Annotated in this window: 24 protein-coding genes; 16 read left to right on the top strand and 8 right to left on the bottom strand. The window is 60.8% G+C overall.

Translation table 11 applies throughout. The annotated features are described in order from the left end of the window. Positions 1 to 231 precede the first annotated feature (231 nt). Positions 232 to 1,476 carry a cupin domain-containing protein gene (locus tag FXB40_RS35265; protein ID WP_148776887.1) on the top strand — a complete coding sequence of 415 codons (1,245 nt, stop codon included), beginning with the start codon at positions 232 to 234 and terminating at the stop codon, positions 1,474 to 1,476. A gap of 99 nt (positions 1,477 to 1,575) precedes the next feature. Here FXB40_RS35265 and FXB40_RS35260 read toward each other — a convergent pair whose 3' ends face one another. After that, entirely contained in the window at positions 1,576 to 2,481 is a 906-nt protein-coding gene (locus FXB40_RS35260; RefSeq protein ID WP_148776943.1) for a LysR substrate-binding domain-containing protein, read from the bottom strand. 229 nt (positions 2,482 to 2,710) lie between these two features. Here FXB40_RS35260 and FXB40_RS35255 point away from each other — a divergent pair, with 229 nt between their 5' ends. From FXB40_RS35255 to FXB40_RS35225, 7 genes are all read left to right on the top strand, one after another. Next, complete coding sequence (locus FXB40_RS35255) at positions 2,711 to 3,352, top strand: glutathione S-transferase family protein (RefSeq protein WP_148776886.1); 642 nt, start codon at positions 2,711 to 2,713, stop codon at positions 3,350 to 3,352. 60 nt (positions 3,353 to 3,412) lie between these two features. Further along, positions 3,413 to 4,393, top strand: a complete 981-nt coding sequence (locus tag FXB40_RS35250; RefSeq protein WP_246208170.1) for an agmatinase — start codon at positions 3,413 to 3,415, stop codon at positions 4,391 to 4,393. A 203-nt stretch (positions 4,394 to 4,596) separates the two neighbouring features. After that, a complete protein-coding gene (locus FXB40_RS35245) occupies positions 4,597 to 6,060 on the top strand; it encodes a catalase (RefSeq protein WP_148776885.1) in 1,464 nt (487 codons plus the stop codon). Positions 6,061 to 6,149: 89 nt separating this feature from the next. Continuing rightward, positions 6,150 to 7,451: a 5-aminolevulinate synthase gene (gene hemA, locus FXB40_RS35240; protein ID WP_148776884.1), complete on the top strand. Its 1,302-nt coding sequence runs from the start codon at positions 6,150 to 6,152 to the stop codon at positions 7,449 to 7,451. Between the two features lie 57 nt (positions 7,452 to 7,508). After that, entirely contained in the window at positions 7,509 to 8,552 is a 1,044-nt protein-coding gene (hemH, locus tag FXB40_RS35235) for a ferrochelatase (RefSeq protein WP_148776883.1), read from the top strand. A gap of 64 nt (positions 8,553 to 8,616) precedes the next feature. After that, a complete protein-coding gene (locus FXB40_RS35230) occupies positions 8,617 to 9,579 on the top strand; it encodes a GlxA family transcriptional regulator (protein WP_148776882.1) in 963 nt (320 codons plus the stop codon). A gap of 526 nt (positions 9,580 to 10,105) precedes the next feature. Continuing rightward, a complete protein-coding gene (locus FXB40_RS35225) occupies positions 10,106 to 11,560 on the top strand; it encodes a cytochrome-c peroxidase (RefSeq protein WP_210352212.1) in 1,455 nt (484 codons plus the stop codon). A gap of 332 nt (positions 11,561 to 11,892) precedes the next feature. Here the strand turns inward: FXB40_RS35225 and cydB are convergent, their stop codons facing one another. From cydB to fdhD, 3 genes are all read right to left on the bottom strand, one after another. Beyond that, on the bottom strand, positions 11,893 to 12,882 hold the full coding sequence (gene cydB, locus FXB40_RS35220; RefSeq protein ID WP_148776880.1) for a cytochrome d ubiquinol oxidase subunit II: 990 nt from the start codon (positions 12,880 to 12,882) through the stop codon (positions 11,893 to 11,895). Positions 12,883 to 12,884: 2 nt separating this feature from the next. Next, positions 12,885 to 14,282, bottom strand: coding sequence for a cytochrome ubiquinol oxidase subunit I (locus tag FXB40_RS35215; RefSeq protein ID WP_148776879.1), 1,398 nt, complete (start codon positions 14,280 to 14,282; stop codon positions 12,885 to 12,887). Between the two features lie 159 nt (positions 14,283 to 14,441). Further along, the gene (gene fdhD / locus FXB40_RS35210; protein ID WP_148776878.1) at positions 14,442 to 15,269 is read right to left on the bottom strand and encodes a formate dehydrogenase accessory sulfurtransferase FdhD; all 828 of its coding nucleotides are present in this window, start codon (positions 15,267 to 15,269) and stop codon (positions 14,442 to 14,444) included. Positions 15,270 to 15,522: 253 nt separating this feature from the next. On the opposite strand from fdhD, the gene FXB40_RS35205 reads away from it, so the two are divergent. From FXB40_RS35205 to FXB40_RS35180, 6 genes are all read left to right on the top strand, one after another. Continuing rightward, positions 15,523 to 15,972 carry a DUF2231 domain-containing protein gene (locus FXB40_RS35205; RefSeq protein ID WP_148776877.1) on the top strand — a complete coding sequence of 150 codons (450 nt, stop codon included), beginning with the start codon at positions 15,523 to 15,525 and terminating at the stop codon, positions 15,970 to 15,972. Then, complete coding sequence (locus tag FXB40_RS35200) at positions 15,969 to 17,318, top strand: PQQ-dependent sugar dehydrogenase (RefSeq protein ID WP_148776876.1); 1,350 nt, start codon at positions 15,969 to 15,971, stop codon at positions 17,316 to 17,318. The genes FXB40_RS35205 and FXB40_RS35200 overlap by 4 nt, the downstream gene beginning before the upstream one ends. Before the next feature lie 124 nt (positions 17,319 to 17,442). Then, positions 17,443 to 17,727, top strand: a complete 285-nt coding sequence (locus tag FXB40_RS49980; protein WP_148776875.1) for a YodC family protein — start codon at positions 17,443 to 17,445, stop codon at positions 17,725 to 17,727. Between the two features lie 33 nt (positions 17,728 to 17,760). Then, positions 17,761 to 17,976 carry a hypothetical protein gene (locus tag FXB40_RS35190; RefSeq protein ID WP_148776874.1) on the top strand — a complete coding sequence of 72 codons (216 nt, stop codon included), beginning with the start codon at positions 17,761 to 17,763 and terminating at the stop codon, positions 17,974 to 17,976. Between the two features lie 128 nt (positions 17,977 to 18,104). Beyond that, positions 18,105 to 18,872: an ABC transporter ATP-binding protein gene (locus tag FXB40_RS35185; protein WP_246208169.1), complete on the top strand. Its 768-nt coding sequence runs from the start codon at positions 18,105 to 18,107 to the stop codon at positions 18,870 to 18,872. Then, positions 18,862 to 19,695, top strand: a complete 834-nt coding sequence (locus FXB40_RS35180; RefSeq protein WP_148776873.1) for an ABC transporter permease — start codon at positions 18,862 to 18,864, stop codon at positions 19,693 to 19,695. The genes FXB40_RS35185 and FXB40_RS35180 overlap by 11 nt, the downstream gene beginning before the upstream one ends. A 5-nt stretch (positions 19,696 to 19,700) precedes the next feature. Here FXB40_RS35180 and FXB40_RS35175 read toward each other — a convergent pair whose 3' ends face one another. The 4 genes from FXB40_RS35175 to FXB40_RS35160 form a co-directional block, all read right to left on the bottom strand. Continuing rightward, complete coding sequence (locus FXB40_RS35175; RefSeq protein WP_148776872.1) at positions 19,701 to 19,892, bottom strand: hypothetical protein; 192 nt, start codon at positions 19,890 to 19,892, stop codon at positions 19,701 to 19,703. 324 nt (positions 19,893 to 20,216) lie between these two features. Continuing rightward, a complete protein-coding gene (locus FXB40_RS35170) occupies positions 20,217 to 20,675 on the bottom strand; it encodes a response regulator transcription factor (protein WP_148776871.1) in 459 nt (152 codons plus the stop codon). A gap of 43 nt (positions 20,676 to 20,718) precedes the next feature. Beyond that, positions 20,719 to 21,378, bottom strand: a complete 660-nt coding sequence (locus tag FXB40_RS35165; RefSeq protein ID WP_148776870.1) for a response regulator transcription factor — start codon at positions 21,376 to 21,378, stop codon at positions 20,719 to 20,721. Then, positions 21,375 to 24,089 carry a PAS domain-containing protein gene (locus tag FXB40_RS35160; protein ID WP_187437360.1) on the bottom strand — a complete coding sequence of 905 codons (2,715 nt, stop codon included), beginning with the start codon at positions 24,087 to 24,089 and terminating at the stop codon, positions 21,375 to 21,377. Before FXB40_RS35160 ends, FXB40_RS35165 begins: the two co-directional genes overlap by 4 nt. Before the next feature lie 1,152 nt (positions 24,090 to 25,241). On the opposite strand from FXB40_RS35160, the gene FXB40_RS35145 reads away from it, so the two are divergent. Together FXB40_RS35145 and FXB40_RS35140 are read left to right on the top strand one after the other, a co-directional pair. Further along, positions 25,242 to 26,012 carry a winged helix-turn-helix domain-containing protein gene (locus FXB40_RS35145; protein WP_246208168.1) on the top strand — a complete coding sequence of 257 codons (771 nt, stop codon included), beginning with the start codon at positions 25,242 to 25,244 and terminating at the stop codon, positions 26,010 to 26,012. Positions 26,013 to 26,427: 415 nt separating this feature from the next. Continuing rightward, positions 26,428 to 26,967, top strand: a complete 540-nt coding sequence (locus FXB40_RS35140; protein WP_246208166.1) for a cytochrome family protein — start codon at positions 26,428 to 26,430, stop codon at positions 26,965 to 26,967. The last annotated feature ends 20 nt before the right edge of the window (positions 26,968 to 26,987 follow it).

Here is a 26,987-nt window from a genome sequence, read left to right as displayed (position 1 = left end):
CCTCTGCGGGTATCGATGCAGAACAGTTGCGACTTCGATCGCGGGCTTTCTTTCGAGAATGCCGGATCGTGCCAGTGCGACAGATCGCGGGGTTCGATCAGGGAGATGCCGTCGTGCATTCCGGAAAAGCGGAGGGTCTCTGTGCATTGGCCCATGTCGGCGCTTTCCTAACTCCGTGGAGGGAGACCGCTGTTGACGGCTCTGGAGAGCAATCCTTTTGGAGGTACGATCGTGATTTCGAGACGAAACCTGCTGGCAGCCTCGGCCATGGGCGCGGCCATGGTATCCTCGGTGAAGGCCGCATCTTTCGGCAATCCGGACGAGCCGCCCCAGGGCGCCATCAATGCGAAGGGCCTGGGAAATCTCAGCGATCCTGGCCCGCAGAGCCAAGTTCTGGGCGGCCAATTTCCCTCCGCACAATCTCCCCCGGCGACGGACATCGGCGGCATGCCGACGCCGTGGGCCTCGTTCAACAACGCGCCGAAGCGGATCCAGAATGGCGGATGGGCACGGCAGGTTACCGTTGCAGATTTTGCAATCTCGAAAGAGATTTCCGGTGTCAATATGCGGCTGACCGCCGGCGGAATTCGCGAGTTGCACTGGCACCAGGCCGCCGAGTGGGCGATCATGACGTACGGCACGTGCCGGGTCACGGTCCTGGACGCGCAAGGACGCCCCTATGTCGCCGACGTCAGGGAGGGCGACCTCTGGTATTTCCCGCCCGGCGCGCCACACTCATTGCAGGGGCTAGGTCCGGATGGCTGTGAGTTCGTGATCTGCTTCGACGATGGTCATGCGGACGAATTCAACACCTTGCTCGTAACCGACTGGTTTGCTCACACCCCGCCCGAGGTGCTGGCCAAGAATTTCGGTGTGCCCGCCGAAACCTTTGCCAAGATACCGCTGCACAATCTGTGGATCTTCCAGGGCACCTTGCCGGGCGATCTGATCACCGATCGCGCCGCCGTCCAAAAGGACGCTCCGGTGCCTACGCATCCCTTCATCTTTCCGCTTGGGTCATCCCGTCCGTTCAAATCTTCCGACACAGGAAGCATCCAGGTCGCCGACAGCAGCAATTTCAAGGTTTCAACCGCGGTTTCGGCCGCGCTGGTCACGGTTCGTCCCGGCGGCATCAGGGAGATGCACTGGCACCCCAACGCGGACGAGTGGCAGTACTACATCAAAGGCAAGGCGCGCATGACGGTATTTGACACCGGTCCGAACGCACTGACGACGGACTTCAATGCCGGTGATATCGGCTACGTCAGGCGCAACCTCGGCCACTACGTCGAGAACGTCGGCGACACCGATATGCAGTTCATCGGCGTGTTCCGCGCCCCGCACTACGAAGAAGTCTCGCTCTCCAACTGGCTCACGCATACGCCGCCGAAGCTCGTGGCGCAGCATCTCAATGTCGACGAAGGCACGATCGCGAGCTGGCCAGACTATGTGCCGGGCGTCATGCCGAAGCGATAAACCAAGCCTCGTTCGGCTGAACCTGTGGAAGCCGTCGATCAGCAAATCCTGATCGATGGCGTCCTCATCAGGAGGCATTCCACCCGAATGCAATCGTCGTCAACCCGCCTTCACGTCGTCGATCGATTTGGCGATCTCTCTCAGCGTTTCCGAGAGTGCGGAAAATTCCATTGCGCGAGGATCGCTCTTGCGCCAGGCAAGCCCCACCTGTCGCGAAAAGGTGGCCCCCGGCGGCCGTGAATAGGCAACCGCATCCCGCTCGGATACGGCAAGGGCGGGTACCAGCGTGCAGCCCTCGCCAGCCGCGACCATGTATTTCAGAGTCTCCAGACTGGTGGCGAGGCGATTGGTCCGGCCCGGAGCAGAGCAGCCCGCGAGCGCCTGCTCGCGCAGGCAATGTCCCTCCTCCAGGAGCAGCCGCTCCTCGGCGTCCAGCATGTCCCAGGTCGGGCCGCCCCTGCGGGACGCAGGATGCCCCTTCGGGCACGCCAAGAGGAACGGTTCCGAAAAAATCGCGGTGCTCGCTAATGCGGCGTCGGTTTGGGGAAGCGAGAGAAGCACGGCATCGACCTCGCCGTCGATCAGCTTCGGCACGAGCTCGCCGGTGAGACCTTCGCTCAGAACGAGAGCGAGTTCGGAATATTTCTTGCGAAGTGCCGGCAATATCCTTGGAAAAAGATAGGGTCCGAGCGTCGAGATTGCGGCGAGCCGCAGTACACCACCGAACGGCTTGTCCGATCGCTGGACGATCGTGAAGAGAAGCCGCGCCTCCGCCAGAACGCGACGAGCCTGTTCGACAAAAGACTTGCCTTCGACCGTCACGATGACGCGCCGCGTGGTCCGCTCGAAGATCACCATGCCGAGCCAGGCTTCGAGCTTGCGAACCTGCGCGGACAACGACGGTTGCGCAACGCGACAATGCTCGGCGGCGCGGACGAAACTGCCGTGGTCCGCAATGGCGACGACATATTCGAGATCGCGCAACGACAGGCCGCTCAGATTCATCGCATGGAGCTCCGGGGTATAGGTCACGACTATCGAACCAGATAGTAACAAGGCCGACGTCTATCAATCCGTGCGCAAGCCGTCGGCCGAAACGTCGCTTGCCCTGCGCCAGACGCGATGGCCAGGATCGACGGACCTTTGGCCGAGATCGACGGGCCTCTCGCGTTGTGGCCAAACGCCCCGAATTTTAGCTTTCCGTACGTGGACACACACAAGTGCGGAGAGAACGATGTACCAACTTCACTACTTCCCCAGCAACGCCAACGCAGCGCCCCACATGGTGCTCGAAGAGCTCGGCCAGGCGTACGAGCTTGTCCTTGTCGACCGCGCCAACAATGCCCAGAAATCGGAAGAATACCTGGCGATCAACCCGAATGGTCGCATTCCCACCCTGGTCGACGGAGGACTCGTGCTGTCCGAGGCAGCGGCGATTGTTCTTCACCTCGTCGACCAGCATCCGGAAGCCAACCTTGCACCCAGGATCGGTGCCCCCGAGCGCGCCAAGTTCTATCAGTGGCTGATTTTCCTGACGAACTCGCTCCAGGAAGAACTGATGATCTGGCAGTACCCCGATCGCCTGACGGGCACGGAAGCTGCCGCGACGGAGATCGTCAGGGATGGCGCGGAGCGGCGCGCCGGCGCCTACCTGGACGTCATCGAGCAGCACCTGGAAACGAACGGCCCCCTCTTCCTCGGGGACAAGTTGAGCGCGGCCGATTTTTACCTCGTCATGCTCGCCCGCTGGGCGCGCCCGATGTCCAATCCGCCCCGTTCGCGGCCGCACATCGCGCGGCTGCTCGACATGGTGACGGCGCTGCCCGCAGTCCGCCGAGCCTATGAACACGAAGGCGTCACCGGTGAAATCTGCTGAACGCAACAACGCGGCGTGGCGATCGCGTCACCCCCATCCAAATCTTAGAAGGATCCTTCAATGACAACGCAGTTCAAAAGCCGCAACATGCCGGAACGGATGAACCTGCCTTTCGTAGGCCTAGCCACCTTTGCCGGCCAGCCTGCCTGCACCGATTGGGATAGGCTCGACGGCGCCGATGTCGCCGTGCTTGGCATTCCGATCGATACGGCCTCAAGCTATCGCGTCGGAACACGCTTCGGGCCGCGCGCGATTCGCGAAGCATCCATGTTCCACGGCTTTGGTCCGGAAGGCGTATTCGATTTCGAGGACGAGGTGACCTATCTCACTGCCGAGGAAGTCAAGATCGTCGACGCCGGCGACAGCGACGTCATCTACGCCGACACCAAGCGCAGCCTGGCGAACGCCGAGCTGGCGGTGCGCGCACTGCTCGATGCCAAGACGATGCCGTATATCCTTGGCGGCGATCACGCCATAACCATGGCAACCGTCGCGGCGTATTCGAACGAGAAGCCGATCCACATCATCCATCTCGATGCGCATTTCGACTTCATCGATGAGCGCAACGGCATCAGCTGGGGTCACGGCAGCCCGATGCGGCGCGCCTCGGAGATGGCGCATGTGAAGGGCATCACGACGCTCGGCCCGCACAACATGGCCTCGGTTAGCAGAAAAGACTACGAGGCGGCGAAGGCCTACGGCACGCACGTCGTCTCAATGCGCAAGTTCCGCTCGATCGGCGCCGCTGCGGCGCTCTCCCACATTCCGGATGGCGAGCGGGTCTACGTCTCGATCGACATCGACAGCTTCGATCCGTCGATCGCGCCGGGGACCGCAACGATCAGCCATGGCGGTTTCAGCTATTACGAAGCCAAGGACCTCCTCCAGGAGATCGCATGGCGCTTCGAGGTGGTCGGCGCCGACTTCGTCGAGGTCTCGCCGCCCTACGATCCCTCGGGAATCACGTCACTGCTCGCGGCGCGGATCAGTCTCGATTTCATCGGCTCGATCTTCCACGAGCGCGCCAAGCGGCGCGGCTGACGATGTGAACGCGTCGTCGTGCAAACAGGCAATCCAGGCCAGGCCGGCTTGGCTACTTGAGTGCGGCCGCCCGGGGCGAACGCCCTCGATCTACGAAACCCGGATTATGAGGCACAGCCTCTCAATCCGATAGCACTCTTGTCATTCTCCTATTGATCCGAGGATGACAAGATTTCTCTCAACACCAATGCAGGAGAACCCCAATGAACGATAAGACTCAAAGACCGTATCTGACGCACGCATCCGGCGCGCCGGTCACGGATAACGTCAATATCCAGACGGCCGGACCGCGCGGACCGGCGTTGCTGCAAGACGTCTGGTTGATCGAAAAGCTCGCGCATTTCGACCGAGAGGTGATCCCGGAGCGCCGCATGCACGCCAAGGGCTCGGGCGCTCATGGCACATTCACGGTGACCCACGACATCACCCGCTATACCAAGGCCAAGATCTTCTCCGAGATCGGCAAGCAGACGCCGATGTTCGCGCGATTCTCGACGGTCGCCGGCGAGCGCGGCGCGGCGGACGCCGAGCGTGACATCCGCGGGTTCTCGCTCAAGTTCTATACCGAGGAAGGCAACTGGGACATGGTCGGCAACAACACGCCGGTGTTCTTCTTTCGCGACCCGTTGCGCTTTCCCGATCTGAACCACGCCATCAAGCGCGATCCCTATACGGGCATGCGCAGTGCCGACAACAACTGGGATTTCTGGACGCTGCTTCCCGAAGCGTTGCACCAGGTCACCGTCGTCATGAGCGAGCGCGGCATCCCGAAGAGCTACCGCCACATGCATGGCTTCGGCAGCCACACCTACAGTCTGCTCAACGCGAACAATGAGCGCGTCTGGGTGAAGTTTCACTTCCGCACCCAGCAGGGCATTCAGAACCTGACCGACGGAGAGGCAGAGGCCCTGGTCGGCAAGGATCGCGAAAGCCATCAGCGCGACCTCTTCGGGAGCATCGAGCAAGGCGAGTATCCTCGCTGGACCCTGTGCATCCAAGTAATGACGGACGAGCAGGCGACTAAGTTTGCCTTCAATCCGTTCGATCTCACCAAGGTCTGGCCGAAGGCCGACTATCCGCTGATCGAGGTGGGCTATTTCGAGCTCAATCGGAACCCGGAAAACGTCTTTGCCGAAGTCGAGCAGGCAGCGTTCTCGCCCGCCAATATCGTGCCGGGTATCGGTTACTCGCCGGACAAGATGCTCCAGGCGCGTTTATTCTCCTATGGTGATGCGCAGCGCTACCGGCTCGGTGTCAACCATCACCACATTCCGGTCAACGCACCGAAATGCCCGTTCCATAGCTATCACCGCGACGGTGCAATGCGGACTGACGGAAATCTTGGCCGCACCCCGACGTACTGGCCAAACAGCCGTGGCGAATGGACGGATCGGCCCCAGTTGAACGAGCCGCCGCTCGAGATCACGGGAGCGGCCGCGCATTGGGATCACCGCGTGGACGACGACCACTGGCAGCAACCGGGCAATCTATTCCGGAAGATGAGCCCGGCGCAGAAGCAGACGTTGTTCGACAACACCGCACGCCAGGTGGGCCAGGCAGCAGGGCATATCCAGGAACGCCACGTGGCCAACTGCGCCAAGGCGGACCCAGCCTACGGCAAGGGGGTTGCCGACGCGCTGGCGAGGTTCGTCGAGGGCAAGCTCTAGCCATCGTCGGAAGGCAGCGAGACCTCGCTGAAACCAGTCGCCCGCGCCGATCGGCGCGGGCGCAGCAAGCCCTCAGGAGGACTTCGAGGATGTTCGACTACATCAGCAGTTTTGAACACGCCATCAGTGCTCTCAAGCACGAGCAGCGATATCGTGTGTTCGTCGACCTGGAACGCCGGGCGGGACAGTTTCCCCATGCCATTTGGAATGGACCGGACGGCAGGCGAGACGTCGTCGTCTGGTGTTCGAACGACTATCTAGGCATGGGCCAGCATCCGAAAGTTATCGAAGCAATGTGCCGCGCCGCACGCAGCATGGGGGCCGGCGCAGGGGGCACACGCAACATCTCGGGGACAAACCGTGCGCTCGTCCAACTGGAGGCCGAGATCGCGGACTTGCACTGCAAGCAGGCCGCGCTCGTCTTCACGTCGGGATATGTCTCGAACCAGACCGGCATCGCGACGCTTGCGAGGCTTCTTCCCGACTGTCTGATTCTGTCCGACGCGCTCAATCACAATTCCATGATCGAGGGTGTGCGCGCGGCCGGGTGTGCCAAGGAGATCTGGCGGCACAACGATGTCGAACATCTGGAGCAGTTGCTCTCACGCGCAGCGCCGGGCCGCCCGAAGTTGATCGTCTTCGAAAGCGTCTACTCCATGGATGGAGACGTCGCGCCGATCAAGCAGATTTGCGATCTCGCAGATCGTTACGAGGCAATGACGTATCTCGATGAGGTGCACGCGGTCGGAATGTACGGCCCGCGCGGTGCCGGCATCGCCGAACGCGATGGCATCATGGATCGGATCGACATTGTCGAAGGGACGCTCGCCAAGGCTTTCGGCACGCTTGGCGGCTATATAGCAGGGCGGAGCGCCGTCATCGACGCGGTGCGATCCCATGCGCCGGGATTCATTTTCACAACTGCACTGCCGCCGGCCGTCGCTGCGGCCGCCACAGCGTCGATCGCTCATCTCAAGGCATCGCACTGCGAGCGCGTCGCGCAGCGCATGTCCGTAGCAGCGACCAAATCCGCGTTGCGCAAAGCCGGCTTGCCCGTGATGCCGACCGAAACGCACATTGTCCCGGTGATGGTAGGAGATCCCGAGCTTTGCAGGCAGGCGAGCGACCTTTTGCTCGACCAATGCGGCATCTATATCCAGCCGATCAACTATCCGACCGTCCCCAAAGGCACCGAACGACTGCGAATTACACCGACCCCGGCACACGATGCTCGGCTGGTCGAGCAATTGGCCGACTCCATGGTCTGGGTCTGGCGGCAGCTCGGTCTTCCCCTCACAAAACGGCATCGGCCTTTGGACCGGCCCGAATTGACGGTCGCCGCGGCCGGCTACTCGGCGGCGTCGGCATCATCGCGAATTCGAACCTTTTAAACTCAAAGCCGCCGCGCCGACTTGCCCGGTGCGGGATCAGTCTATGAGGAGGTGGATATGACCATCCTGCACTCCGATGTCGATGGGTCGGCGAACTCCCGAAAGATGGGGGTGCTCCTGAGCAATCTCGGCACTCCGGACGGCACGGACTATTGGTCCGTCAGGCGATATCTCGCCGAGTTCTTGTCCGATCGGAGGGTGATTGAAGCGCCCAGACTACTCTGGCTCTTCATTTTGAATGCGCTGATTCTGACTGCGCGACCACAACGAAAGGGCAAGGATTACGCAGCGATCTGGAACCGCGACCGGAACGAGAGTCCGCTTAAAACCATCACGAGGTCGCAGGCAGAGAAGCTGCAACAATCTATCCGTGACGGTCTTCTTGGCGATACGAAATCCAACGTCATCGTCGGCTGGGGGATGCGTTACGGAAACCCGTCCCTGAAAGCCGCAACCGAGCGGCTCGTGGCGAGGGGATGCGAACGCATCCTCTTCGTCCCGCTCTATCCGCAGTATTCGGCCGCCACGAGCGCGACGGCATGCGACAAGCTCTTCGAAGTGCTCGCATCCATGCGAAATCAGCCGGCATTGCGAGTCGCCGCGCCCTACTACGATCAGGATACCTATATCAATGCGATTGCGGGCTCACTAACCGAACGTCTCCTTCGCGCCGGTTCCGAACCGGACGTCATCGTCGCATCTTTTCACGGCATGCCGCTCAGTACTCATGTCGCGGGCGATCCATACTATGCCCATTGTCACAGGACCGCGGACCTCATTCGGACACGCTTGGGGCTACCGCAAGAACGCCTGATCGTCACGTTCCAGTCACGCTTCGGTCGGGCGGAGTGGTTGAAACCGCATACGGACGAGACCATAAAGGCGCTTGCGGCGAAGGGCGCCAGGCGAATCGCAGTCGTAACTCCCGGGTTCTCGGCCGATTGTCTGGAAACAATCGAGGAGATCGGACAGGAAAACGCGAAATACTTCTTCGACGAAGGCGGCGAAGCATTCGCTCGCGTCGATTGTTTGAACGACAGCGACCATGGAATGCGCGTGATCGAGGCGGTTGTACGCCGTGAATTGAGCGGCTGGGTCTGACGCAAATGGGTAGGGCGACCTGTGGGACGCGGGACGCCCACGCCTTGCGATGGGGGAGAACGAGATGACTGGCACGCCGATCGCGATTATTGTGCCGCCGAACGCGCAATCATTGGACATTTCCGGCCCTCTGGATGCCTTTCTGGAAGCCAATCGGCAGGCTCCCGGCAGATGCAACTACGATGTGCGTCTGTTGTCGATCGGTCCGGATCGAGCCGTGACGGCTGGAGCGATGTCGATTTTGACCCACTGCTCGATCTTCGAAGACGAGCAACCGATCGATACGCTGCTGGTCGCCGGCACCCCCGACTACGCCCGCGCTTACACGGACTCGCCTCTCCATGCATGGCTGCGACGGCACGCGCCGCGCAGCCGCCGCCACGGCTCCGTCTGCACCGGCGCCTTCTTTCTCGGCGCCGCCGGACTGCTGGACGGCTTCAGCGTGACGACGCACTGGCAGCACGCCGGTGAATTGGCGGAGAGATTTCCGGCCGCAAAAGTGGTATCCGATCAGATCTTCGTCGAGGATGGACCCCTGTGGACATCAGCCGGCGTCACTGCCGGAATCGACCTCGCATTGAAGCTGATCGAGAACGATCACGGGCGCGATGTCGCGCTCTCCGTCGCCCGCCGCCTGGTCGTTTTCCTGAAGCGACCGGGCGGCCAGTCGCAGTTCAGTGCCCATCTCGCCGCGCAGGTCGCGACCGAAGGGCGCATTCAGACGATCCAGCATTGGATCCTCGATCATTTGCCCCTCGACCTGACGGTGAAGACGCTTGCCTCGCGGGCCGCGATGAGCGTGCGCAATTTTACCCGCGTTTTTCAAGAGGAGGCAGGAATGACGCCGGGCGACTTCGTCGAGATGGCGCGCGTCGATTCGGCGCGGCGTCTGCTCGAGGATACTGACAAGCCGTTGCAGCGCGTCGCATCGAGCTGCGGCTTTGCAAATCCCGACGTGATGCGCAGAGCCTTTCTGAGGCGGATTGGCACGGGCCCAAGTGAATATCGCGAACATTTCCGCCGATAAGGCCGCTCCGCCGGCAATGCAACCGACCAACTTTCTGTCACCAGGAAGAAGAGATGAAAATTCCGCACCTCTTCTTTGCTATATTGGCATCGATTTCCCCAGCAAACGGGACCCCTGTTGCGCCGGTTGATCCCCCTTTCAGTGCCGAACGCATCGAACAGCTGTCGCAGGAGATAAGGCGGGCCGTCGTGTCCCGTTGCCGAGGCCAGGCACTATTTCGCAACTTACGACAACAATTCGCACGTTGTCCGGCTGGACTATTCCTTGCTTCGATGTGATCGCCGCAGCAGCTCTGCACGTCTTCCGGTTGCCTCCAGCAGACTTTCGCGAAGTCGCACGGCAGATACGTGCTGACCAGCTCAAACTTCAAGGCGGCCTTCGAGCCGGGAAATTCCATTCTTCAGCCTGATTTCGCACGCAAGCGAACGAGTGCTGACGCACGCAAACCGATACAGTCGCACGCGAAACGACCAAGGGAATTTGATCAAGGCTAAGGGGTTCTGCCATGAGATTGTTGCACACGGGATTGGCGGTTTCGGCTGGAATAGGTGCCGCAGTCTTCCTGGCGGCAGCAACTCTGCCCGCGCACGAGAGCGTCGCACCGTTATCGCCGGCGGCCCTCGCCGAGATCGCCCGGGTCGAAGCCGAAATAGACCGCATCGAAGCGGACACTTTGAAGCAACTCACCTCCGTTCCGGATAACCAGGTGCAGCAGATCGAACTGCTCGGAAAACTGATGCTTTTCGACAAGGAGCTCTCGGTCAATCGCAACGAAGCTTGCGCGTTCTGCCACATGCCCGAAACGGGATTTACGGGACCAATTTCCGAACTAAACCGGACCACCGGCTCATATCCCGGATCGGTTCGGACGCGGTTCAGCGAACGGAAGCCTCAGACGCACACTTATGCGCCGCTCGCTCCGGTGCTGCACTACAACGAGGCGCAGGGCGATCTCGTTGGAGGTAACTTCTGGGACATGCGTGCGACCGGTCGTCGCCTCGGCAATCCTGCGGCCGAGCAAGCCGAAGGTCCCCCCATCAATCCGACAGAGATGGGCCTGCCCGACATTGCGTGCTCCGTGTACCGCGCTTCGCAACGGCCTTATCGCGGCCTGTTCGAAGCCGTCTGGGGTGCACAGGCCTTTGCGCTCGATTGGCCGGTAAACGCTGAAGACGTCTGCAATACCCCCGGCCCACCGGCTCCCGGCGATCCTGCGCCGATGCATCTGAGCCCTGTCGATCGCGGCCGCGCGGCCACGACGTTCGACCAGATGGCGCAATCGATCGCCGGGTACGAAGCCTCGCATGAAGTCACGGCGTTCACCTCGAAGTACGACGCTGTGCTCGCGGGAAAGGCGCAGTTCACCCCACAGGAGCAACAAGGTTACGAAGCCTTCCGCGGCAAGGGCCGGTGCAACGAATGTCACCGTGACGGCGGTCCCGGCGAAGACCCGCTCTTCACGGACTTCACCGCGAGCAACATCGGTACGCCCGCCAATCCGCAGCTTCCCTACTATTCTGAGGGCCTGCCTGACGCGCGCGGCTACGTCGCCAACAAGAACGGTTCATCATTCGTGGATGGCGGCGTCGGAGCTTTTCTCTCCGGTGGTCATCCGCTCAGCCAACCATCTGCCGTTGATGCGCGCTGGAAGGCACTGTCGTCGGACAATCGAGGGCGCTTCCGAGTCCCCACGCTGCGCAATGTTGACAAGCGACCGTCGCCTGATTTCGTGAAGGCCTTTGGCCACAATGGCTACTTCAAAAACCTGAAGCAGATTGTCCATTTCTACAACACGCGCGACGTGTTGCCGCGCTGCGCACCTCACGACCCCCGCGAAGGGACCGGCTGTTGGCCGGCGCCCGAAAGCGCCGACAACATGAACAAGAGCAAGACCGGAAATCTGGGCTTGTCCGATCAGGAAGAGGACGCGTTGGTTGCGTTCATGCAGACCCTGACGGATGGGTACACACAGAACAATTAGCCCGGAAACTGAGGGAAAGTCGTTGTCACGCCGCTGATTTGTTCGACCTCAGCCAACGCTCGAGGCCCCGAGTGGAGAGCATGAGCGCGAGAGCCGACGTTCACCGGGATAACACGGCCAAACTGGTGAGAGCCCCAAACATTACGATCCAGGTGATAAACAGATCTATCGGCATCTTTGATCATTTTCGGTTCATCCGCTTCAACGAAAGCGATTTCACAATTCGCATCCATGTATCAGTGGTCACATGGTCCAAAATGTAGGTAGGCAGCAAATGCTGATTGACCGTGCACAATTGCGAGAGCGGATCACTAGAGAAGATCTCGCCGTAATCAATGATGTCCCGCCGTGCCCCCCACCTTGCCTCTGAACACCCGATACCCGATCGCGACATACAGCACCATCAAGGGGAAGACAAAGAGGCCCTCGCCCCAGAACATGAAAGCGAGACTGGCGTGAGGCGCCGCCGCCTCGTCGATCGTGATGGCAAACGGGATCATGTAAGGCCAGAAGGAAAGTGCCAGCGTTCCAAACGCCGCGACGAAGATGACGGCGACAGCGGCGAACGGCCAACGATCGTTGTGATGGAGGATGCTGGTGGCCAGTACGACCGCGGCCACGGCGCCGACGGCTGGAAATACAAACAGATAGGGCCTGTCGAGCCAGCGATGCATGATCGGAAGGTTCTCGATCAGGGCGTGCGCGAAGACGATGATCAGGAACGCCAGGACGGCGAGCGCCAGCCCAGGTATCTGGCGACGAGCCGTATCACGGACGCCCGACTCGCACTTTTGCACCAGCCAGCTGGCGCCCAAAAGAGCGTAGCCCAGACACAACCCGATGCCGCACAACAGCGAGAACGGGCTCAGCCAGCCCAAAACGCCGCCGACATAGACCCCGTCGGCGAACTTCAGGCCCTGCACCAGGGCTCCGACAGTCACGCCTTGCATGAAGCTCGCGGCGAACGACCCGCCCACGAAGCTCACGTCCCAGATCCAGCGAAACTTCGGTGCCGCCCTATGGCGAAACTCGAAGGCAACGCCGCGCAGGATCAGCCCAAGCAGCATGATGATGACCGGCAGATAGAAGGCCGACAGCAACGTGGCATAGACAAGAGGAAAGGCGCCCCACAGGATCACGCCTGCAACGACCAGCCAGGTCTCATTGCCGTCCCAGACCGGGGCGACAGTGTCGAGCATCGTGTCGCGATCCGCCTCGCTGCGGGCGAGAGCGAACAACATGCCGACCCCGAGATCGAATCCGTCGAGCAGCAGATATATCGATATGCTGATGGCAAGAAGAGCGACCCAGAACAAGATCATCTCTATTCTCCTGCGCTCTGAATGAGTTCGGGGTCGGCGAGCGACATCGGGCGGTTTGGAGAGGCGCCGTGCGGCGGCTCGACGACGAGGCGCGTCGGACCGGTGCGCAAGAGCCGATAGATGTAGAATGTGCCGAACGAGAAGATGAAGAGATAAACCGCTCCGAACAGCAAGAGCGAGGTCAACGCCGCCGGAGCTGTTAGGAACGGCGTCACGGCGTCCGCCGTCCGCAGCAATCCGTAGATCGCCCAGGGCTGTCGCCCGACCTCGGCAACATACCAGCCGGTGAGAATGGCGATGAACGGAAGCGGGAAACTGAGAAAGATTGCCCAGAGCATGAGGCGGTTCCGGCGCAGGCGCCGCTTGATGCTCAGATAGGATCCGAACCACGCGATCGCGAGCATGATCAGCCCGCAGCCGACCATGATGCGGAACGTCACGAACGGTATCAGCACCGGCGGGCGATCCTGCGGCGCGAAATCGGCCAGGCCCACTTCTTGCGAGGTCAGGCTCGAGCTGGCGATGACGCTTCCGAGAATCGGTACCTTGATCTCGTACTTGTTGCTTTCAGTCGCTGGATCTGGCAGCCCGATCAGCACTTCGCTCGCAGGCCGCTCGTCATGCCAGCGCCCCTCGATGGCCGCGAACTTTGCCGGCTGGTAGTCGTGAACGTAGTCGCCGACCAGATGGCCGAACACGAGCTGCGCGGGGATCAGGAGCGCTGCGAGGAACAGTCCCATCCGCAGCATCACCCTGGACTCTGCGTAATTGTCGCCACGCAGCACGTACCATGCACCGGTCGCGGCAACGCAGAATGTCCCCGTGAGATAGGCCGCCAGCAGCATGTGCGGAAAGCGCGACCATACGACCGAATTGAAGATGATCTTCGTCCAATCGTCCGGCACGAAGTAGCCGTTCTGGAGGACGTAGCCGACCGGCACCTGCATCCAACTGTTGTTGACCATGATCCAGAAGGCGGACAACGTGGTCCCGAGCGACACCATCGCGGTGGAGAACAAATAGAACCATGGCGGCACTCGCTTGCGTCCGAACACGAGGACGCCGAAGAAGCTGGCTTCCAGCATGAACGCCGTGAAGGTCTCGTAGGAGAGAAGCGGACCTTGGATAGGTCCCGACATCTTCGCCAGAACACTCCAGTTCGTCCCGAACTGGAATCCCATGACGACGCCCGAAACGACGCCCATGCCGAAGGCGACGCCGAAGATCTTGAGCCAGAATTCGAATAGCGCCTGATAGACGGGACGACCCGTTCGCATGTGCATTGCTTCGAGGACGGTCAACCAGGCCGCAAGACCGATCGTGAAGGCCGGGAAGATGATGTGAAATGAAATGGTGAAGCCGAACTGTATCCGCGACAGCAGAAGCGCCGTTGCATCCATGTGAGCTATCCTTTCCCCTCACGGGCCTCGCGTTGATCCCGCCGTGGTGCAGGTAGGCGTCGCTTCGCCGCAGCCTTTCCGGAGCGAATGGGTTTTTTGCGCATTTGCACGCAGGATCCGGCCGAAGCGACGGCATAATCCCACGTACGCGAGCAGCCTTCACGCTGCGATAGTCGGACAGTCGGAAAAGATGAGGCGATCGGGATGGGTAAAGATCTCATATCCATCCGCACGGGCGACCGCGATCAGCGTGATGCCCGCCTGCTCAGCTGTCTCAACTGCAAGCGAGGTCGGTGCCGACACCGCGACGAGCACAGGAGCGCCGATTCGCGCGGTTTTCTGCACCATTTCAACCGAAACGCGGCTTGTCAGAAGGACCGCACCGCCTGCCCGCACCATGTTCTCTCGCATGAGCGCACCGGCGAGCTTGTCGAGTGCGTTGTGACGGCCGACATCCTCCCGCACCAGACCTATGCCTTTGTTCGGTTGCCAGAAAGCGGCGGCGTGCACGCCCCGTGTCTTCTGATTGAGCTCTTGCAAGGGCGCCAGCGTGCTCATGGCGTTCAACAGGTCGCGCGCGCGAAAGGTCGCCGTGCTTGATACATGCCGCGGCGTGGGACAGGCCTGCTCCAGGCTTTCGATGCCGCATAATCCGCAGCCGACCGGACCGGTCATGGCCCGGCGGCGCGCCGAGAGTTCGTCCGCCCGATATCGGGCCAGCCACATTTGAACCTCGATCCCGAGGTTGCTCTCCACGATCTCGATGCTGGCAATCTCGTCCGCCTGCTCGATGATCCCTTCCGTCAGGGCAAAGCCAACTCCGAAATCCTCCAGATCGGCCGGGGTGGCCATCATCACTGCGTTGGTAGATCCGCCAAAGGTGAGCGCAATCGCCCTCTCCTCCGCCACATATCTCGATGAAGGCGTGGGGTTTCCACCGCGCCAGAGAAGCTTCGCACGCTGCTGAAGCGGACCATTGCCGATCATTGCTGCTCCTTCCAGGTACCGTACCCGTTTAGATAGCCTTGCCTCCCGACTGATGTTTTCGTAACGCGATCGCATTTTCTTGATCGCACGACAGCGCTTCTAGGCAATCGGTTCGCCCTGCTGCGTGCGAATTCGAAAGATCATTCGGTGGTGGACGACGATATCGGATGGAAGCCCAACCAGGCCGATAGGGCCGCGTGAATCGTCATTCTGGGCTAGTGGACAGCGAACTAAATGCACGGAGCGTACGAGCATGACTAAGCCGGAAAGTACTGGTCTCGCCAATCGGCCACGGGCCGGTGCACTCAGACGACCTATTCACCAGATCCTGGTGCCATTCCCGGTGGCTTACTTTGCGGCGGCATTCGCGACCGACCTGGCCTATTGGAGGACCGCCGAGGTGATGTGGTACCGGTTTTCCGTCTGGCTGATCGCTGGGGGATTGATCATGGCTGCGCTCGTCGCGCTGGCCGCGGTAGTCGATCTCTTTCGTAACCAAAGACCAGCATGGATCCACGCACTTGCCTACGCGGCCGCGGTCGTGCTGTCCGTTCTCAATGTCCTTGTCCATAGCCGGGACGGCTATACCGCGGTCGTTCCCACGGGGCTAACCCTCTCGGGTGTCGTTCTCGTCGTTCTGCTTTTCGCGATCTCCCCCGGCTGGACGTTGACCCGTCGCTATCGTATCGGAGCAAAGGCATGACCCCAGTCAAGACGAGCTTGCCCCGAGTTGCTGCCATCATGGCCGCTGTCGCCGGATTGGGTCTGGCCGGCTGCAACGATGCCGGAGGTGATCCGAAACTGCAGATCGGCGCCAATCCCGTGCTGCCGCAACTGCATCAATACCTGCTGCCGCCGATCCGCATTGCGACACCTGTGGGCTGGGGGTCCGAGACACCCAAGGTCCCGCAGGGGCTAAAGATCCAGGCGCTTGCCACAGGGCTGCAGCACCCGCGATCGGTTTACGTTCTGCCGAATGGCGACGTGCTGGTCGTCGAGAGCAACGGTCCAAAGGCGCCGATCTTCCGTCCCAAGGATCTGGTCACCGGCGTGGTAGAGACGCTCGCCGGCGCCAAGGCGAAAGACGCCAACCGGATCACGCTGCTCCGCGACACCAATGGCGATGGCATTCCCGACGTACGGACGGTGTTTCTGGATCACCTCAATTCTCCGTTCGGCGTCGCGCTGGTTGGACACGATCTCTACGTTGCGAATACGGATGCGATCATGCGCTATCCGTATCAGGACGGGCAGACCAGCATCACCGCCAAAGGGACCAAGCTGACCGATCTGCCGGGTGGACCGATCGATCACCATTGGACGAAGAGCCTTCTGGCGAGCCCAGACGGATCCAAGCTTTATGTCGGCGTCGGATCGAACAGCAATATTGCGGAAAACGGCATACAAGCCGAGTACGAACGCGCCGCCATCTGGGAGGTCGATCGCACCACCGGCGCTCACCGCATCTTTGCCAGCGGGACGCGGAACCCGACGGGGTTACAGTGGGAGCCGACGACCGGCAAGCTGTGGGCGATTGCCAACGAACGCGACGAGATCGGACCCGACCTGGTGCCGGACTATCTCACCTCAGTGCAGGATGGCGGGTTTTACGGCTGGCCGTACAGCTATTACGGCCAGCATCTCGATCCGCGCGTTCAGCCGCAACGGCCCGATCTGGTCGCGAAAGCGATCGTGCCGGACTACGCGCTCAGCTCCCACGTGGCTCCCCTGGGATTTGCCATGTCCTCCGGCCATAATCTTCCTGCGAACTATCAGAGCGGCGCCTTCGTCGGAGAGCACGGCAGCTGGGATCGAACTCCCCTCAACGGCTACAAGGTGGTCTTTGTCCCCTTCAGGGATGGCAAACCTTCCGGCCCAGCCCAGGACGTCGTCACTGGCTTCCTCGATGCCAACAACCACACCCATGGCCGGCCTGTCGGCCTCGCCGTGGATCGCAGTGGCGCACTGCTGATTGCCGACGACGTCGGCAACGCGGTGTGGCGCGTCTCATCGGCTGGAGTCTCGGCTACGCCCAAGCCCGCCTCGTAGCGACCGGACCGACGTGTGGTCGAGACGGCCTGGGAACAGGCCCGCCTCGCCCCTCGTGGGATAACCCCTGTCATCGAATTTAGTCGGATCGGCGCGGCGAGCGCCTATCTCGAAATCAGGACGGATGGAGCTTGACATGTCTCCGCGAACCAAACGACGCATCGCTGTTACCATGCTGTTTCTTGCAATCGGAGCGTCGTGTCCCGCACTCGCCTCCACTGCACCTTTATCTCCGAAGGGCGACGCGATAGTCCAATTCGAGCGGGGCGAGCTCGTCAGGTTGCGATCTGGAGGACCGATGATGACCGTCTCCGCGGTCAAGGACGACCAGGTCGAGTGCATTTGGACAGACGATAGCGGCCAACCCGACGATGCCACCTTCCCGGCCGACGTGCTGCAGAAATTCTGATCGAGCTGTTTTGCAATCATCCTGGAGGCGAGAATGTTGATTACACTGGTGGCAATTCTCTGCAACGGAGCGCTCTGCCTGGAAAAGGTCGTCACCAATAGCGAGCAATCCGGCATCACCATGAGCGCATGCGAGACCAATGCCCAGACCGGAATCGCCGATTGGCTCTCGCATGGCCCTTACAGCCAGTGGAAGTTACAGGGCTACAAATGCGTGATTGGACCGTATACTCCCAAACGTGCGGCCTAGACGTCTCGTGTTCGCCATCTATGATGATATTATTCTGAGCCGACCTATGCGACCCGGGCTATCCCCCGTCTCGTGGTTGTTGGACCTCCCCCGGCTTTTCGTAGTGGCGCCTGTCGAGAGTACATTCCGTGACAACAAGGCCGAACGGTGTCGCGAATGACATCAGAACAGTAGCGGACGCCTCTCCTCTGGCCATAATCGAGCCCGAGCCTACTGCCGCAATCACCGACCTCGAAACCAGACATCTGTCACGGGAGGTGGCTGGGCGCGTTCTCGTTCAGGACGTCAGTGTGCAGGTATTGGCTGGCGAGATACTCGCCATCGTTGGACCGAGCGGGGCCGGAAAGTCATCGTTCCTACGGCTGCTCAATCGTCTCGACGAGCCTACGTCCGGAACCGTCCTGCTCAAGTCGCAGGATTACCGTTCCATCACCCCGCGGGAATTGCGGCGCCGGGTTGGCATGGTGATGCAGACGGCCTATCTTCTCCCAGGGACCATCGCCGCCAACATTGCGTTTGGGCCACACCAACGCGGCAAGATGCTGGCGCCGGCGCAAATCGAGGGTCTCCTGGAGCGCGTCGGCTTGCCCGGACTTGCCGATCGCGACGTCAGCAACCTCTCCGGCGGCGAAGCGCAACGCGTCGCGCTGGCGCGGACCCTTGCGAACGATCCCGAGGTGCTGTTGCTGGATGAGCCGACCTCCGCCCTCGACGAGGCGTCAGTGCGCGGCATCGAGGAACTCATTCTTGGCATCGTCAGGGAACGGCGAATGACGTGCCTCATCGTCACTCACAATCACGCCCAGGCGGAGCGGCTCGCGGGGCGGACGATAGTCATGCAAGCGGGCCGGCTGGCCGCGATCGGCCCCACGGAGCAGGTTCTGCATGCTGGCTGAACTCCAGAACAGTATCGGCAACGACGTGTTGACCGGCCTTGCGCAGGCCGGCGGGGCGATCGCGCTGTGCGCGGCCGTCGTCGCGCTGTGTCGCTGGCAATCCGTGCATGTGGAGCGCGAGGCGGTCGTCTCGATGGCGCGCGGCCTCGTGCAAATGGTTCTGGTCGGCCTGGTACTGGCCCTGCTGCTGCACGGACGCCTGCTGATCGGTTGCCTCATCCTGTTCATGATGGCAATCGCCGCAGCGATCACGGCGGCGCAACGCCTCAAGGGAATGGCCGGTGCACTTCCACTCTGTTTCTGGTCGATTGCCGTGGGTGCAGGCACCGTTATCGCCGTGATGCTGGCGACCCGCAGTCTTCAGCCGGACATTTCAATGCTCGTCCCGGTCGGCAGCATGATCATCGCCAACGCGATGAATGCGTGCGCGCAGGCAATCGAGCGTCTCCGGGCCGAGCTGCTGGCCCATGTCGGCCAGATCGAGGCGGGCCTGTCGCTGGGCGCGGAGCCAACCGTTATCGTTGCGCCCTACCTTCAGAGTGCCGTCTATGCAAGCCTTCTGCCCCGGCTCGACATGATGAAGTCGCTGGGGCTGGTGTGGATCCCGGGAGTGATGGCCGGCATGGTGGTTTCCGGCGCCAGCCCGGTCTATGCGGGCATCTACCAGTTCATCATCGTGGCAATGATCCTGGCCGCCTCCGGCATTACGGGTCTCGTTGCAACGGTTCTCATGCGTTCCCGCGCTTTTTCCGCCGCGGCCCAACTCACGATTCGGCCGGCGGACGCAGCGGCCTCGAACCGCGCGTCCGGGCAAGCACGCTGATCAACTCATCTCTCGGCACCTTCACGCCGCATCACTCCGCAAGGTTGAGACATCAGCCGGATCAGCAGGCGAGACCTGCTCAGGCGCTCGCAGTCTTCGGCAAGCACCTCAAGTCCAGATGCAACGGCCCGATCAACCATATATCGGGCAACGCGAAACAAGGCCCGCAGCATCGGAAAATGGTCCTTGATCAACATGATCGGTTCATGACTTCTTAAGGTCCGCCGGGCCCAGCGGAGACCAGCGACAAGTGAAATGAGCATGATCACCTCTGCCTGCTTGCGAGCGACAATCGGCGGCAAGCGGATCGATTCGAGCCCTCTGCACGTCCGTCGAGAGCCCAGTACCTACGATAGAAAATAGCCGTAGCTAAGCGGCGCGCCATTCTACCGTCGTTTCGATCGAATAGACTCTTTTGTTGGGATAACTGCTACCAAGGTATCGTCATTCTCTCGCAAATCTCGGTGCACTTTTCTGCGTTACGTCCGGCGACGCCGCTGCGGGGGCACGACAGAGAGATCTTAGTCTTCGGCTCCACCGTCACGCATCTTCAGCGCCGCATCGAAACACCTGATAAGCCCTTCGCCGTCGAATGGCTTGGTCAAGTAGCAGATCGCCCCGGCTGCAAGCGCCTGCGCGCGGGTCTTCTCATCAGGAAACGCGGTGAAGAAAATGAAAGGAACGCGACTCCCCTGGGCGCGCAAGTGATCCTGCAATTGGACACCGCTCATACCCGGCATCTGGACATCCGTGATGACGCACGCGAAGTCGTCGACACGCTCCGACCTCAGGAACTCCTCGGCCGACGCAAATGTACGCACGACATATCCGAGCGACCTCACCAGGCTGTCGGTCGTGACGCGCACGGATTCGTCGTCGTCAATGATGGCGATAAGTGGGGGCTTCGACACAACGATCTTTCCTTGGTGCGGAGACAGGGTCTGGAACGCTCCCGTCACGGCGACTTCAGATTGCACCATTGATCAAGATCGTAATACGATACCCGAGTATATATTCCAGCCTTCAGGCTTTTGGGCGCCGGATTCCGAGCGCGTCCGCCATTCCCACCAGGTCGACGACCGATCGCGCCCTCATTTTTCGCATCATGTTGGCACGATGGACCTTGACCGTAATTTCACTAACTCCCAGTTTTGCCGCGGCCTGCTTGTTCATCAAACCTTCGACGACAAACGCCATCACCTCTCGCTCGCGTGATGTCAGCGAGTCGAGCCGAACCTGGATTTCTGCAATAGCCATCTCGCTGTCGCGTCGTTTCTGATCCCGATCGAGCGCTCTGGCGACCGCATCCAGCATCTCCTGGTCGCGAAACGGTTTGGCCAGGAAGTCGATGGCTCCAGCCTTCATGGCCTGGACCGACATCGGGATATCGCCGTGCCCCGTCATGAAGATGATCGGGACGCGAATGCCGGCCTCCGCCAATTCGGCCTGGAAGTCGAGGCCGCTGACCCCCGGCAGCCTGATATCGAGCACCAGGCAACTTGCGGCATTAGGCATCTTGATCTGCGCGAACTCGCGGGCGGAGCCGAAGAGCTCCACGCGCAGCCCCACGGACCGGAAGAGGCTGCCTAGGGTTTCGCGCATCGCCACATCGTCATCGACGATAAACACGACATGCTCGGGCGCGGCTGCGGGGTCGCGTTGCGATCTGGAGCTACCGGTCACGCAGCCTCCTCCTGATACGTTGGTAACGTGAATTGGAATCTTGCGCCCGGGCCGGCATTGTTAGCAGCCGCCAACCGTCCGCCGTGAGCCTCGATGATCGAGCGGCAGATCGAAAGTCCCATGCCCATTCCACCGGACTTGGTCGTGAAAAATGCATTGAACAATCTATCGGCACTGTCGGCGGCTATTCCAACGCCCGAGTCGGTGACGTCGACCACGACCCTTCGTGCTTCGTCCTGATAGGACCGGATGACTAGCTCATGCGCCCGGCCCACGATCGGCTGCATTGCTTCAACACCGTTCATGACCAGATTGATGATCACCTGCTGCAGTTGAACACGATCGGCCAGAACAACGGGAAGGGCCGGCGCCAGCTCCAGCCTCCAGCCAACCTGGCGCGTGGTTAGTTCGCGCTGCACCAACCCGATCACCTCGTCGATGATGCCGTTGATATCGAGCAGCTCCTTTTGCGGCTCGGCATTCTTCGCGAGATTGCGAACGCGTCGGATCACTTCGGCCGCCCTGTTCCCTTCCTTAATAATCCATTCGGCAGCTCGGCGCGCCTCGTCCAGATTTGGCGTTGCTCCATCGAGCCAACGCAGGCAGGCGCTGGCGGCATTGACGACGGCGGCCAGCGGCTGGTTCACCTCGTGCGAGATCGACGCCGTCATTTCGCCCAGCATCGTCACGCGCGTCACATGCGCGAGTTCCATCTGTGCCTTCTGCAGCTTTTCCTCGGCTCGTTTGGTCTCGGTGACGTCGACCACGGCGCCAACGTACTCCAACTCTCCGGCGCGATTTCTACCAACGTGGGCGACAACACGGGCAAACTTCACCGACCCATCGGGCATCAGGAATCGGTGCTCGTAATCGAGATCCTGGCACCCGCGCAGCGCGCGCTCGCGTGCCTGCGCCACGAGCGCGCGATCTTCCGGATGAACGCGCTCTAGGATCATTTTGAACGTGAGAACATGCGACGGGTCATATCCAAGAATTCTGAATAATTCCTCGGAACCTACGCGCTCGCCGGTGGAGATATTCCAGAAAAAGCTGCCGGTTTGACTCACCCGCTGGGCTTCGATCAGTTTGGACTCACTTCGCCGCAATTGTTCCTCGGCTCGCTTGCGGTCCTCGATATCGGTCGACGAGCCGTACCATTTTGCGATGTCGCCGGACTCGTCGCGCAGCGGCACGGCGCGGAACAGGAACCAGCGATATTCACCGTCGTACCGCCTGAGCCGCGCTTCGAGCTCGCCTGGCGTACCGGAGGCTCGTATCGCACTCCATTTCTGCAACATACCCTTCTTGTCTTCAGGGTGAAAGGCACGTGGCCAGCCGGTCTCGGCTTGGTCGAGGGCGAGGCCGGTGTAGTCGAGGGCCGTTTGATTGAGGAAGTCGGGGATGCCTTCCGGGGTGGAGCGCCAAACCAGCGCCGGGATCGTATCGACGACCAGTCGAAGGCGATCTTCCGATCTCTTGATTTCGTCAAACGCTGTCTGCAGCTTTTCTTTGGCGAGGTACTGCTCGGTGACGTCGACATGCGTACCAACCAGCTGCTCCACTTCGCCGTCCTCTCCGAGGAACGGATGTCCCACGGAATGTATGTGTCGGATCGATCCGCCCGGGAGTGCGATGCGAAAATCGACTTCGAAGTCTGCTTTCCCTCGAACCGCCTGGTGCACCCTTTCGATGACCCGCTCCCTGTCCCCCGGCAGTATCCGATCGTAGAAGGGCTGCGGAGACACGGTGTCGCTTTTCGGATCAAGTCCAAACAGGTTGTATACCTCCTGGGACCGATACACGAACTCTTCAAGGCGGGCATCCCAGGCCCAGCTGCTCGTCCGGCTCAGACGTTGGGCTTCGGCCAAGTAGGTTTCGCTGCGTCGAAGCTTCTGTTCCGTTTCCCTTGCGGCCGTGACATCCGTCACGGCGCCGACGAACTCGACACCTCCCGATGCTCCCTTCTCGGCCTGAGCGACAGCACGAACATACTTCACCGTGCCATCCGGCATCTGCAAGCGGTGCTCAAAGTCGAACTCTTCGCCGTCTCGAGAGGCGCGATCGATGATCCTTTGCACAGCAGCGCGATCTTCCGGATGGGTCCGCTGAACGATAGACGCGATGGTCGGCTCCGTCGTGCGATCACATCCAAAGATTCGAAAGGTCTCGTCGGTCCAGACAAGATCTCCGCTTTTGACATCCCAGCAAAAGCTTCCGGTTGCACTCAGCTTCTGCGCCGCGTTCAAATACGTTTCGCTGCGTCGCAGCGCGGCTTCAGTCCGCGCTTGATCTTCAATCGCCACTAGCAGGTCATTGCCCGAACGTTGGAGATCATTTGCCGTCTTCCTCTGCGCCGAGATGACAATTGCTACGACGGTGGCTGTGATGAAGAAGAGAACTTGGCGAGGCACCTCTCCGGGAACGGTTGTGACGAACAGATCGTGTTTCCAGAGCGACGCACTGCTCGGTGGCGCAAGGTAGCAATGAAAGGCCAATACGCCGAGAACGACTGCTAACAACGCGGGGCCGAGCCCCCCGAACCAGGCGCCGAAAATGACCGCGCAAAGCAGCGAAGATACGATGGCCTCGGCATTCAATAAACGTGTCAGGAACTCGGCAGCGATGATTGCAGCGCCAACGGACGAGACCGAGAGCGCAAACGCAGTAGCGAACGAGGTCGACCACGGTCGGGAAACATCAGATCTTGTCATTCCGCCTGCTCGTCCCGCTCCAGTTGATCCGGACAGCATCTTGCAGAAGATCGAACGCTCCGGCCGCCTTCTGGAATTCCATGATCTGGCTGCGCGGCGTTCCTGCGCATTCGGGTCTCCCGGCAAGCGAATATTAGTACATTTCAGCGAAGGAGTCCGGCCAAATTCCGCGTCGACCCAGGGTGATATCGCGATGGCAATCCACCCCAACCGCGGGGTTACCCGTCTAAACCTCCGTTTAATTGCAACGCCGATTGCCGAGCCTAATCTTACGGAAAGCAGCATGGCCGCGTTTCCTCCCTGGCGCGGACCGCCTGTCTGCCAAGCGGACGGCTTCGCGTCGCTTCCCCTGTCCTCGGCGGGAAGCCGTCCGCCTCTTTTGCCGGACGCGCGGGGCCATTGTCGCGCGCCCGCTGGTCCGCGGCGACCACCCAGATCCCGAAAAGCCAAGAATCTTTGGTCGGCTTGCGCGGCAATTGGCCGGACATGCGGCCCTCGAACACTATTGCCCGCGCATTCAACAATGCCACGCATCAGTGGACGCGACGGGAAAGGCATCTTATCCCCGCGCATATACTTCCGATCCTTTCTGAATATCGGACGGTTACCCGCGCATGATTGAGGCTGCATTCGTTTCCTCTTAGCCTCGCCATCAGTCGATTAACGAGCCTGAGCAACCGTTATCCACGCGATACGAAGAGGAGGCATAGATGTGCAACAACTCTCAACATCGTCATGACGCCGCCGCCAAGCGCTGCCCGATCTGCAATGGCCGATTTGGCCTGATCCGACACCGTAGCTGGAAAACTGCGCTCTGTTCCAAACGGTGCCTCGAGCGGTTCAAAGCCCGTCAGGAGGCCACCCGCAAGTGGTTGTCCTGGTCTCGCGCGGCCTGAAAGCACTTCATTTCATGGGATAGCGCGACATGAGATTCATCCTGGTCAATGGTCGAGTGCCCTGCGCTCAACCTGTCTGCGTGATGTGCGAGAAGCCGATCTCCCCAGGTTACCTGCGGGAATTCGGGACACACCTCACCTACTGCAGTCACGACTGCTATGCAGAGCACTGCAACAGCGCAATTCGGCTACTCGAAAGCCGTATCGCGGTTTCGTAAAAAACTTGCCGGCCATGAGCAGCGGAAAAGGACATCGCATGAGCACTCACGCCACGATCCGCAACAAGCCCGACTGCGAGGAGCCGACGTTCACTGGTGTCGAGGCACTCCTCATGCAGCCGAGGTCGAGACATTTTCCATCGGCTCGCGGCCGGCATCATCACTCTGTTCCGCCACCACGAGCTGCGTCGAGGCCGCGGAATGAAGGGACTCCGCCGGTCATCGACGGCCTCTCGGAGCCCGCACGATTCCTCATCGCCGATATACTCGCAGAATTGCAGCCCCGTTTTGTCACCGAGGAGGCGGATCTTCATTCGCTCCTGTCGACCGTTGTCGTGAGGCTGATTGACAGGTTGGGCGTCTCGCTGCCGAAACATCACGCGCCGTCGAAACAAGCGCGCACGGGCGCCGGATTGGCGTCGAACTCGGACCATTCGGCTTACACTCCCACATCAACCGATACTATGCTGCGAGTGGGATTGCTTGAGCTCGACCTCCTCGACCGAACAGCGAAACGCGGTGACCGCAGAGTCGATTTGAGACCGCGCGAATTTCAGCTGCTCAAGTACTTGATGCAGCACTCCGACACGCTGCTCACGCGGGCCACTCTCCTGACGGAGGTCTGGAGCTACAAATTCGTCCCGCAGACCAATCTCGTCGACGTTTACATGAGCAAGCTGCGCCGCAAAGTGGACGGCCCCAATGAGACACCACTCATCCGGAACGTGCGCGGCGCCGGCTTCGTTCTGAGTGCGACGCCATTTCCCCAGCATTCAACACCGGGAACCGGCGAGGGCGCGACAATCTAGCCGCCGGACAGCTCTTCTTAGTCCGAGAAGCGGCGTTGCAATTATGGGCCATGACACCACGCGCTCATCATCGTGCAATTGCGAAAAGGCTGGCCTTCTCGATGCCCAATTCTGGTTCGAGCAATGGCAATCCGCGAGGCGAGCAGATGATCCTCCTACCTCTCATGACCGCTTGGATGTGGTTCCAAATCTTGACAGCTTCGCCGCTGCCAGCCTTGGCTTCGAGATCACACGCACATGGCTCGCGGGAAGCCCGTTAGTGACTTCTGGCCACCTCCCCGTCGCTTGTGCCGTCTCGTCGTCACAGGCTCAGTAAGGCCGTCGCGCACGAGCCGCTCAAATGGATGCTGAAGCCGACCACGTCCGGTAAGCGTCCGTTGATGGCACCGGTGCCACTCAGTTCGGAACAGCCGCCATGAACCTCGGTCCTTACTCTGCCATCTCGAGGAGTTCGCTGGCACTTGGCTTGCTGTCGGCTGCCGTCGTGATCCTGCTGACAACCGTCTTTGTGAGCCCGCCCGGCGCGCATGCCGACGCGACAGGCGCATCCTCCGCACAACCGACAATGTACCTGCCAAGCATCAGCGACATGATGATTGGCACGATTCAACCCAGGCACGAGCGAATATGGCGCGCCGAACAGGCCGGTGACTGGGATTTTGCCGCATACGAGTTGGGCAATCTCCGCGGCGCTTTCGGCCGACTCGGACGGGCGCATCCGATGGAGCAGAATACCCCGCTTCCAGACATGATCGAGTCCGTCACCAGGCAGCCGTTCGAGGACCTGAAGGTTGCGATCGATCGGAAAGATGATGCGGATTTTGGCAAGGCCTATGACGAGCTCAGCGAGGCCTGCAACTCCTGTCACCAGGCGCTCAATCACCGCACGATCGTGATTGGCCGCCCGGCCGGCGCTTCCCAATCAGACCTGCTTTTCGGCAAAGCCGGACGGTAGCGCCGGATCTGCCCAGCGTC

The organism is Bradyrhizobium rifense (genome assembly GCF_008123425.1).
GTDB lineage: Bacteria > Pseudomonadota > Alphaproteobacteria > Rhizobiales > Xanthobacteraceae > Bradyrhizobium > Bradyrhizobium rifense.
The sequence above is the reverse complement of the archived record's forward strand: the minus strand, read 5'-3'. Positions and strand labels throughout refer to the sequence as shown.

Bases quoted from the DNA above. Each gene is read 5' to 3' on its own strand.
- FXB40_RS35145 (WP_246208168.1), top strand. From the start codon at position 25,242: ATGAGCACTCACGCCACGATCCGCAACAAGCCCGACTGCGAGGAGCCG.
- FXB40_RS35140 (WP_246208166.1), top strand. From the start codon at position 26,428: ATGAACCTCGGTCCTTACTCTGCCATCTCGAGGAGTTCGCTGGCACTT.
- FXB40_RS35230 (WP_148776882.1), top strand. From the start codon at position 8,617: ATGACTGGCACGCCGATCGCGATTATTGTGCCGCCGAACGCGCAATCA.
- hemH (WP_148776883.1), top strand. From the start codon at position 7,509: ATGACCATCCTGCACTCCGATGTCGATGGGTCGGCGAACTCCCGAAAG.
- FXB40_RS35170 (WP_148776871.1), bottom strand. From the start codon at position 20,675: ATGGTGCAATCTGAAGTCGCCGTGACGGGAGCGTTCCAGACCCTGTCT.
- FXB40_RS35260 (WP_148776943.1), bottom strand. From the start codon at position 2,481: ATGAATCTGAGCGGCCTGTCGTTGCGCGATCTCGAATATGTCGTCGCC.
- FXB40_RS35160 (WP_187437360.1), bottom strand. From the start codon at position 24,089: ATGACAAGATCTGATGTTTCCCGACCGTGGTCGACCTCGTTCGCTACT.
- FXB40_RS35200 (WP_148776876.1), top strand. From the start codon at position 15,969: ATGACCCCAGTCAAGACGAGCTTGCCCCGAGTTGCTGCCATCATGGCC.
- FXB40_RS35215 (WP_148776879.1), bottom strand. From the start codon at position 14,282: ATGGATGCAACGGCGCTTCTGCTGTCGCGGATACAGTTCGGCTTCACC.
- FXB40_RS49980 (WP_148776875.1), top strand. From the start codon at position 17,443: ATGGAGCTTGACATGTCTCCGCGAACCAAACGACGCATCGCTGTTACC.
- FXB40_RS35205 (WP_148776877.1), top strand. From the start codon at position 15,523: ATGACTAAGCCGGAAAGTACTGGTCTCGCCAATCGGCCACGGGCCGGT.
- fdhD (WP_148776878.1), bottom strand. From the start codon at position 15,269: ATGATCGGCAATGGTCCGCTTCAGCAGCGTGCGAAGCTTCTCTGGCGC.
- FXB40_RS35245 (WP_148776885.1), top strand. From the start codon at position 4,597: ATGAACGATAAGACTCAAAGACCGTATCTGACGCACGCATCCGGCGCG.
- hemA (WP_148776884.1), top strand. From the start codon at position 6,150: ATGTTCGACTACATCAGCAGTTTTGAACACGCCATCAGTGCTCTCAAG.
- FXB40_RS35190 (WP_148776874.1), top strand. From the start codon at position 17,761: ATGTTGATTACACTGGTGGCAATTCTCTGCAACGGAGCGCTCTGCCTG.
- cydB (WP_148776880.1), bottom strand. From the start codon at position 12,882: ATGATCTTGTTCTGGGTCGCTCTTCTTGCCATCAGCATATCGATATAT.
- FXB40_RS35250 (WP_246208170.1), top strand. From the start codon at position 3,413: ATGACAACGCAGTTCAAAAGCCGCAACATGCCGGAACGGATGAACCTG.
- FXB40_RS35255 (WP_148776886.1), top strand. From the start codon at position 2,711: ATGTACCAACTTCACTACTTCCCCAGCAACGCCAACGCAGCGCCCCAC.
- FXB40_RS35175 (WP_148776872.1), bottom strand. From the start codon at position 19,892: ATGTTGATCAAGGACCATTTTCCGATGCTGCGGGCCTTGTTTCGCGTT.
- FXB40_RS35180 (WP_148776873.1), top strand. From the start codon at position 18,862: ATGCTGGCTGAACTCCAGAACAGTATCGGCAACGACGTGTTGACCGGC.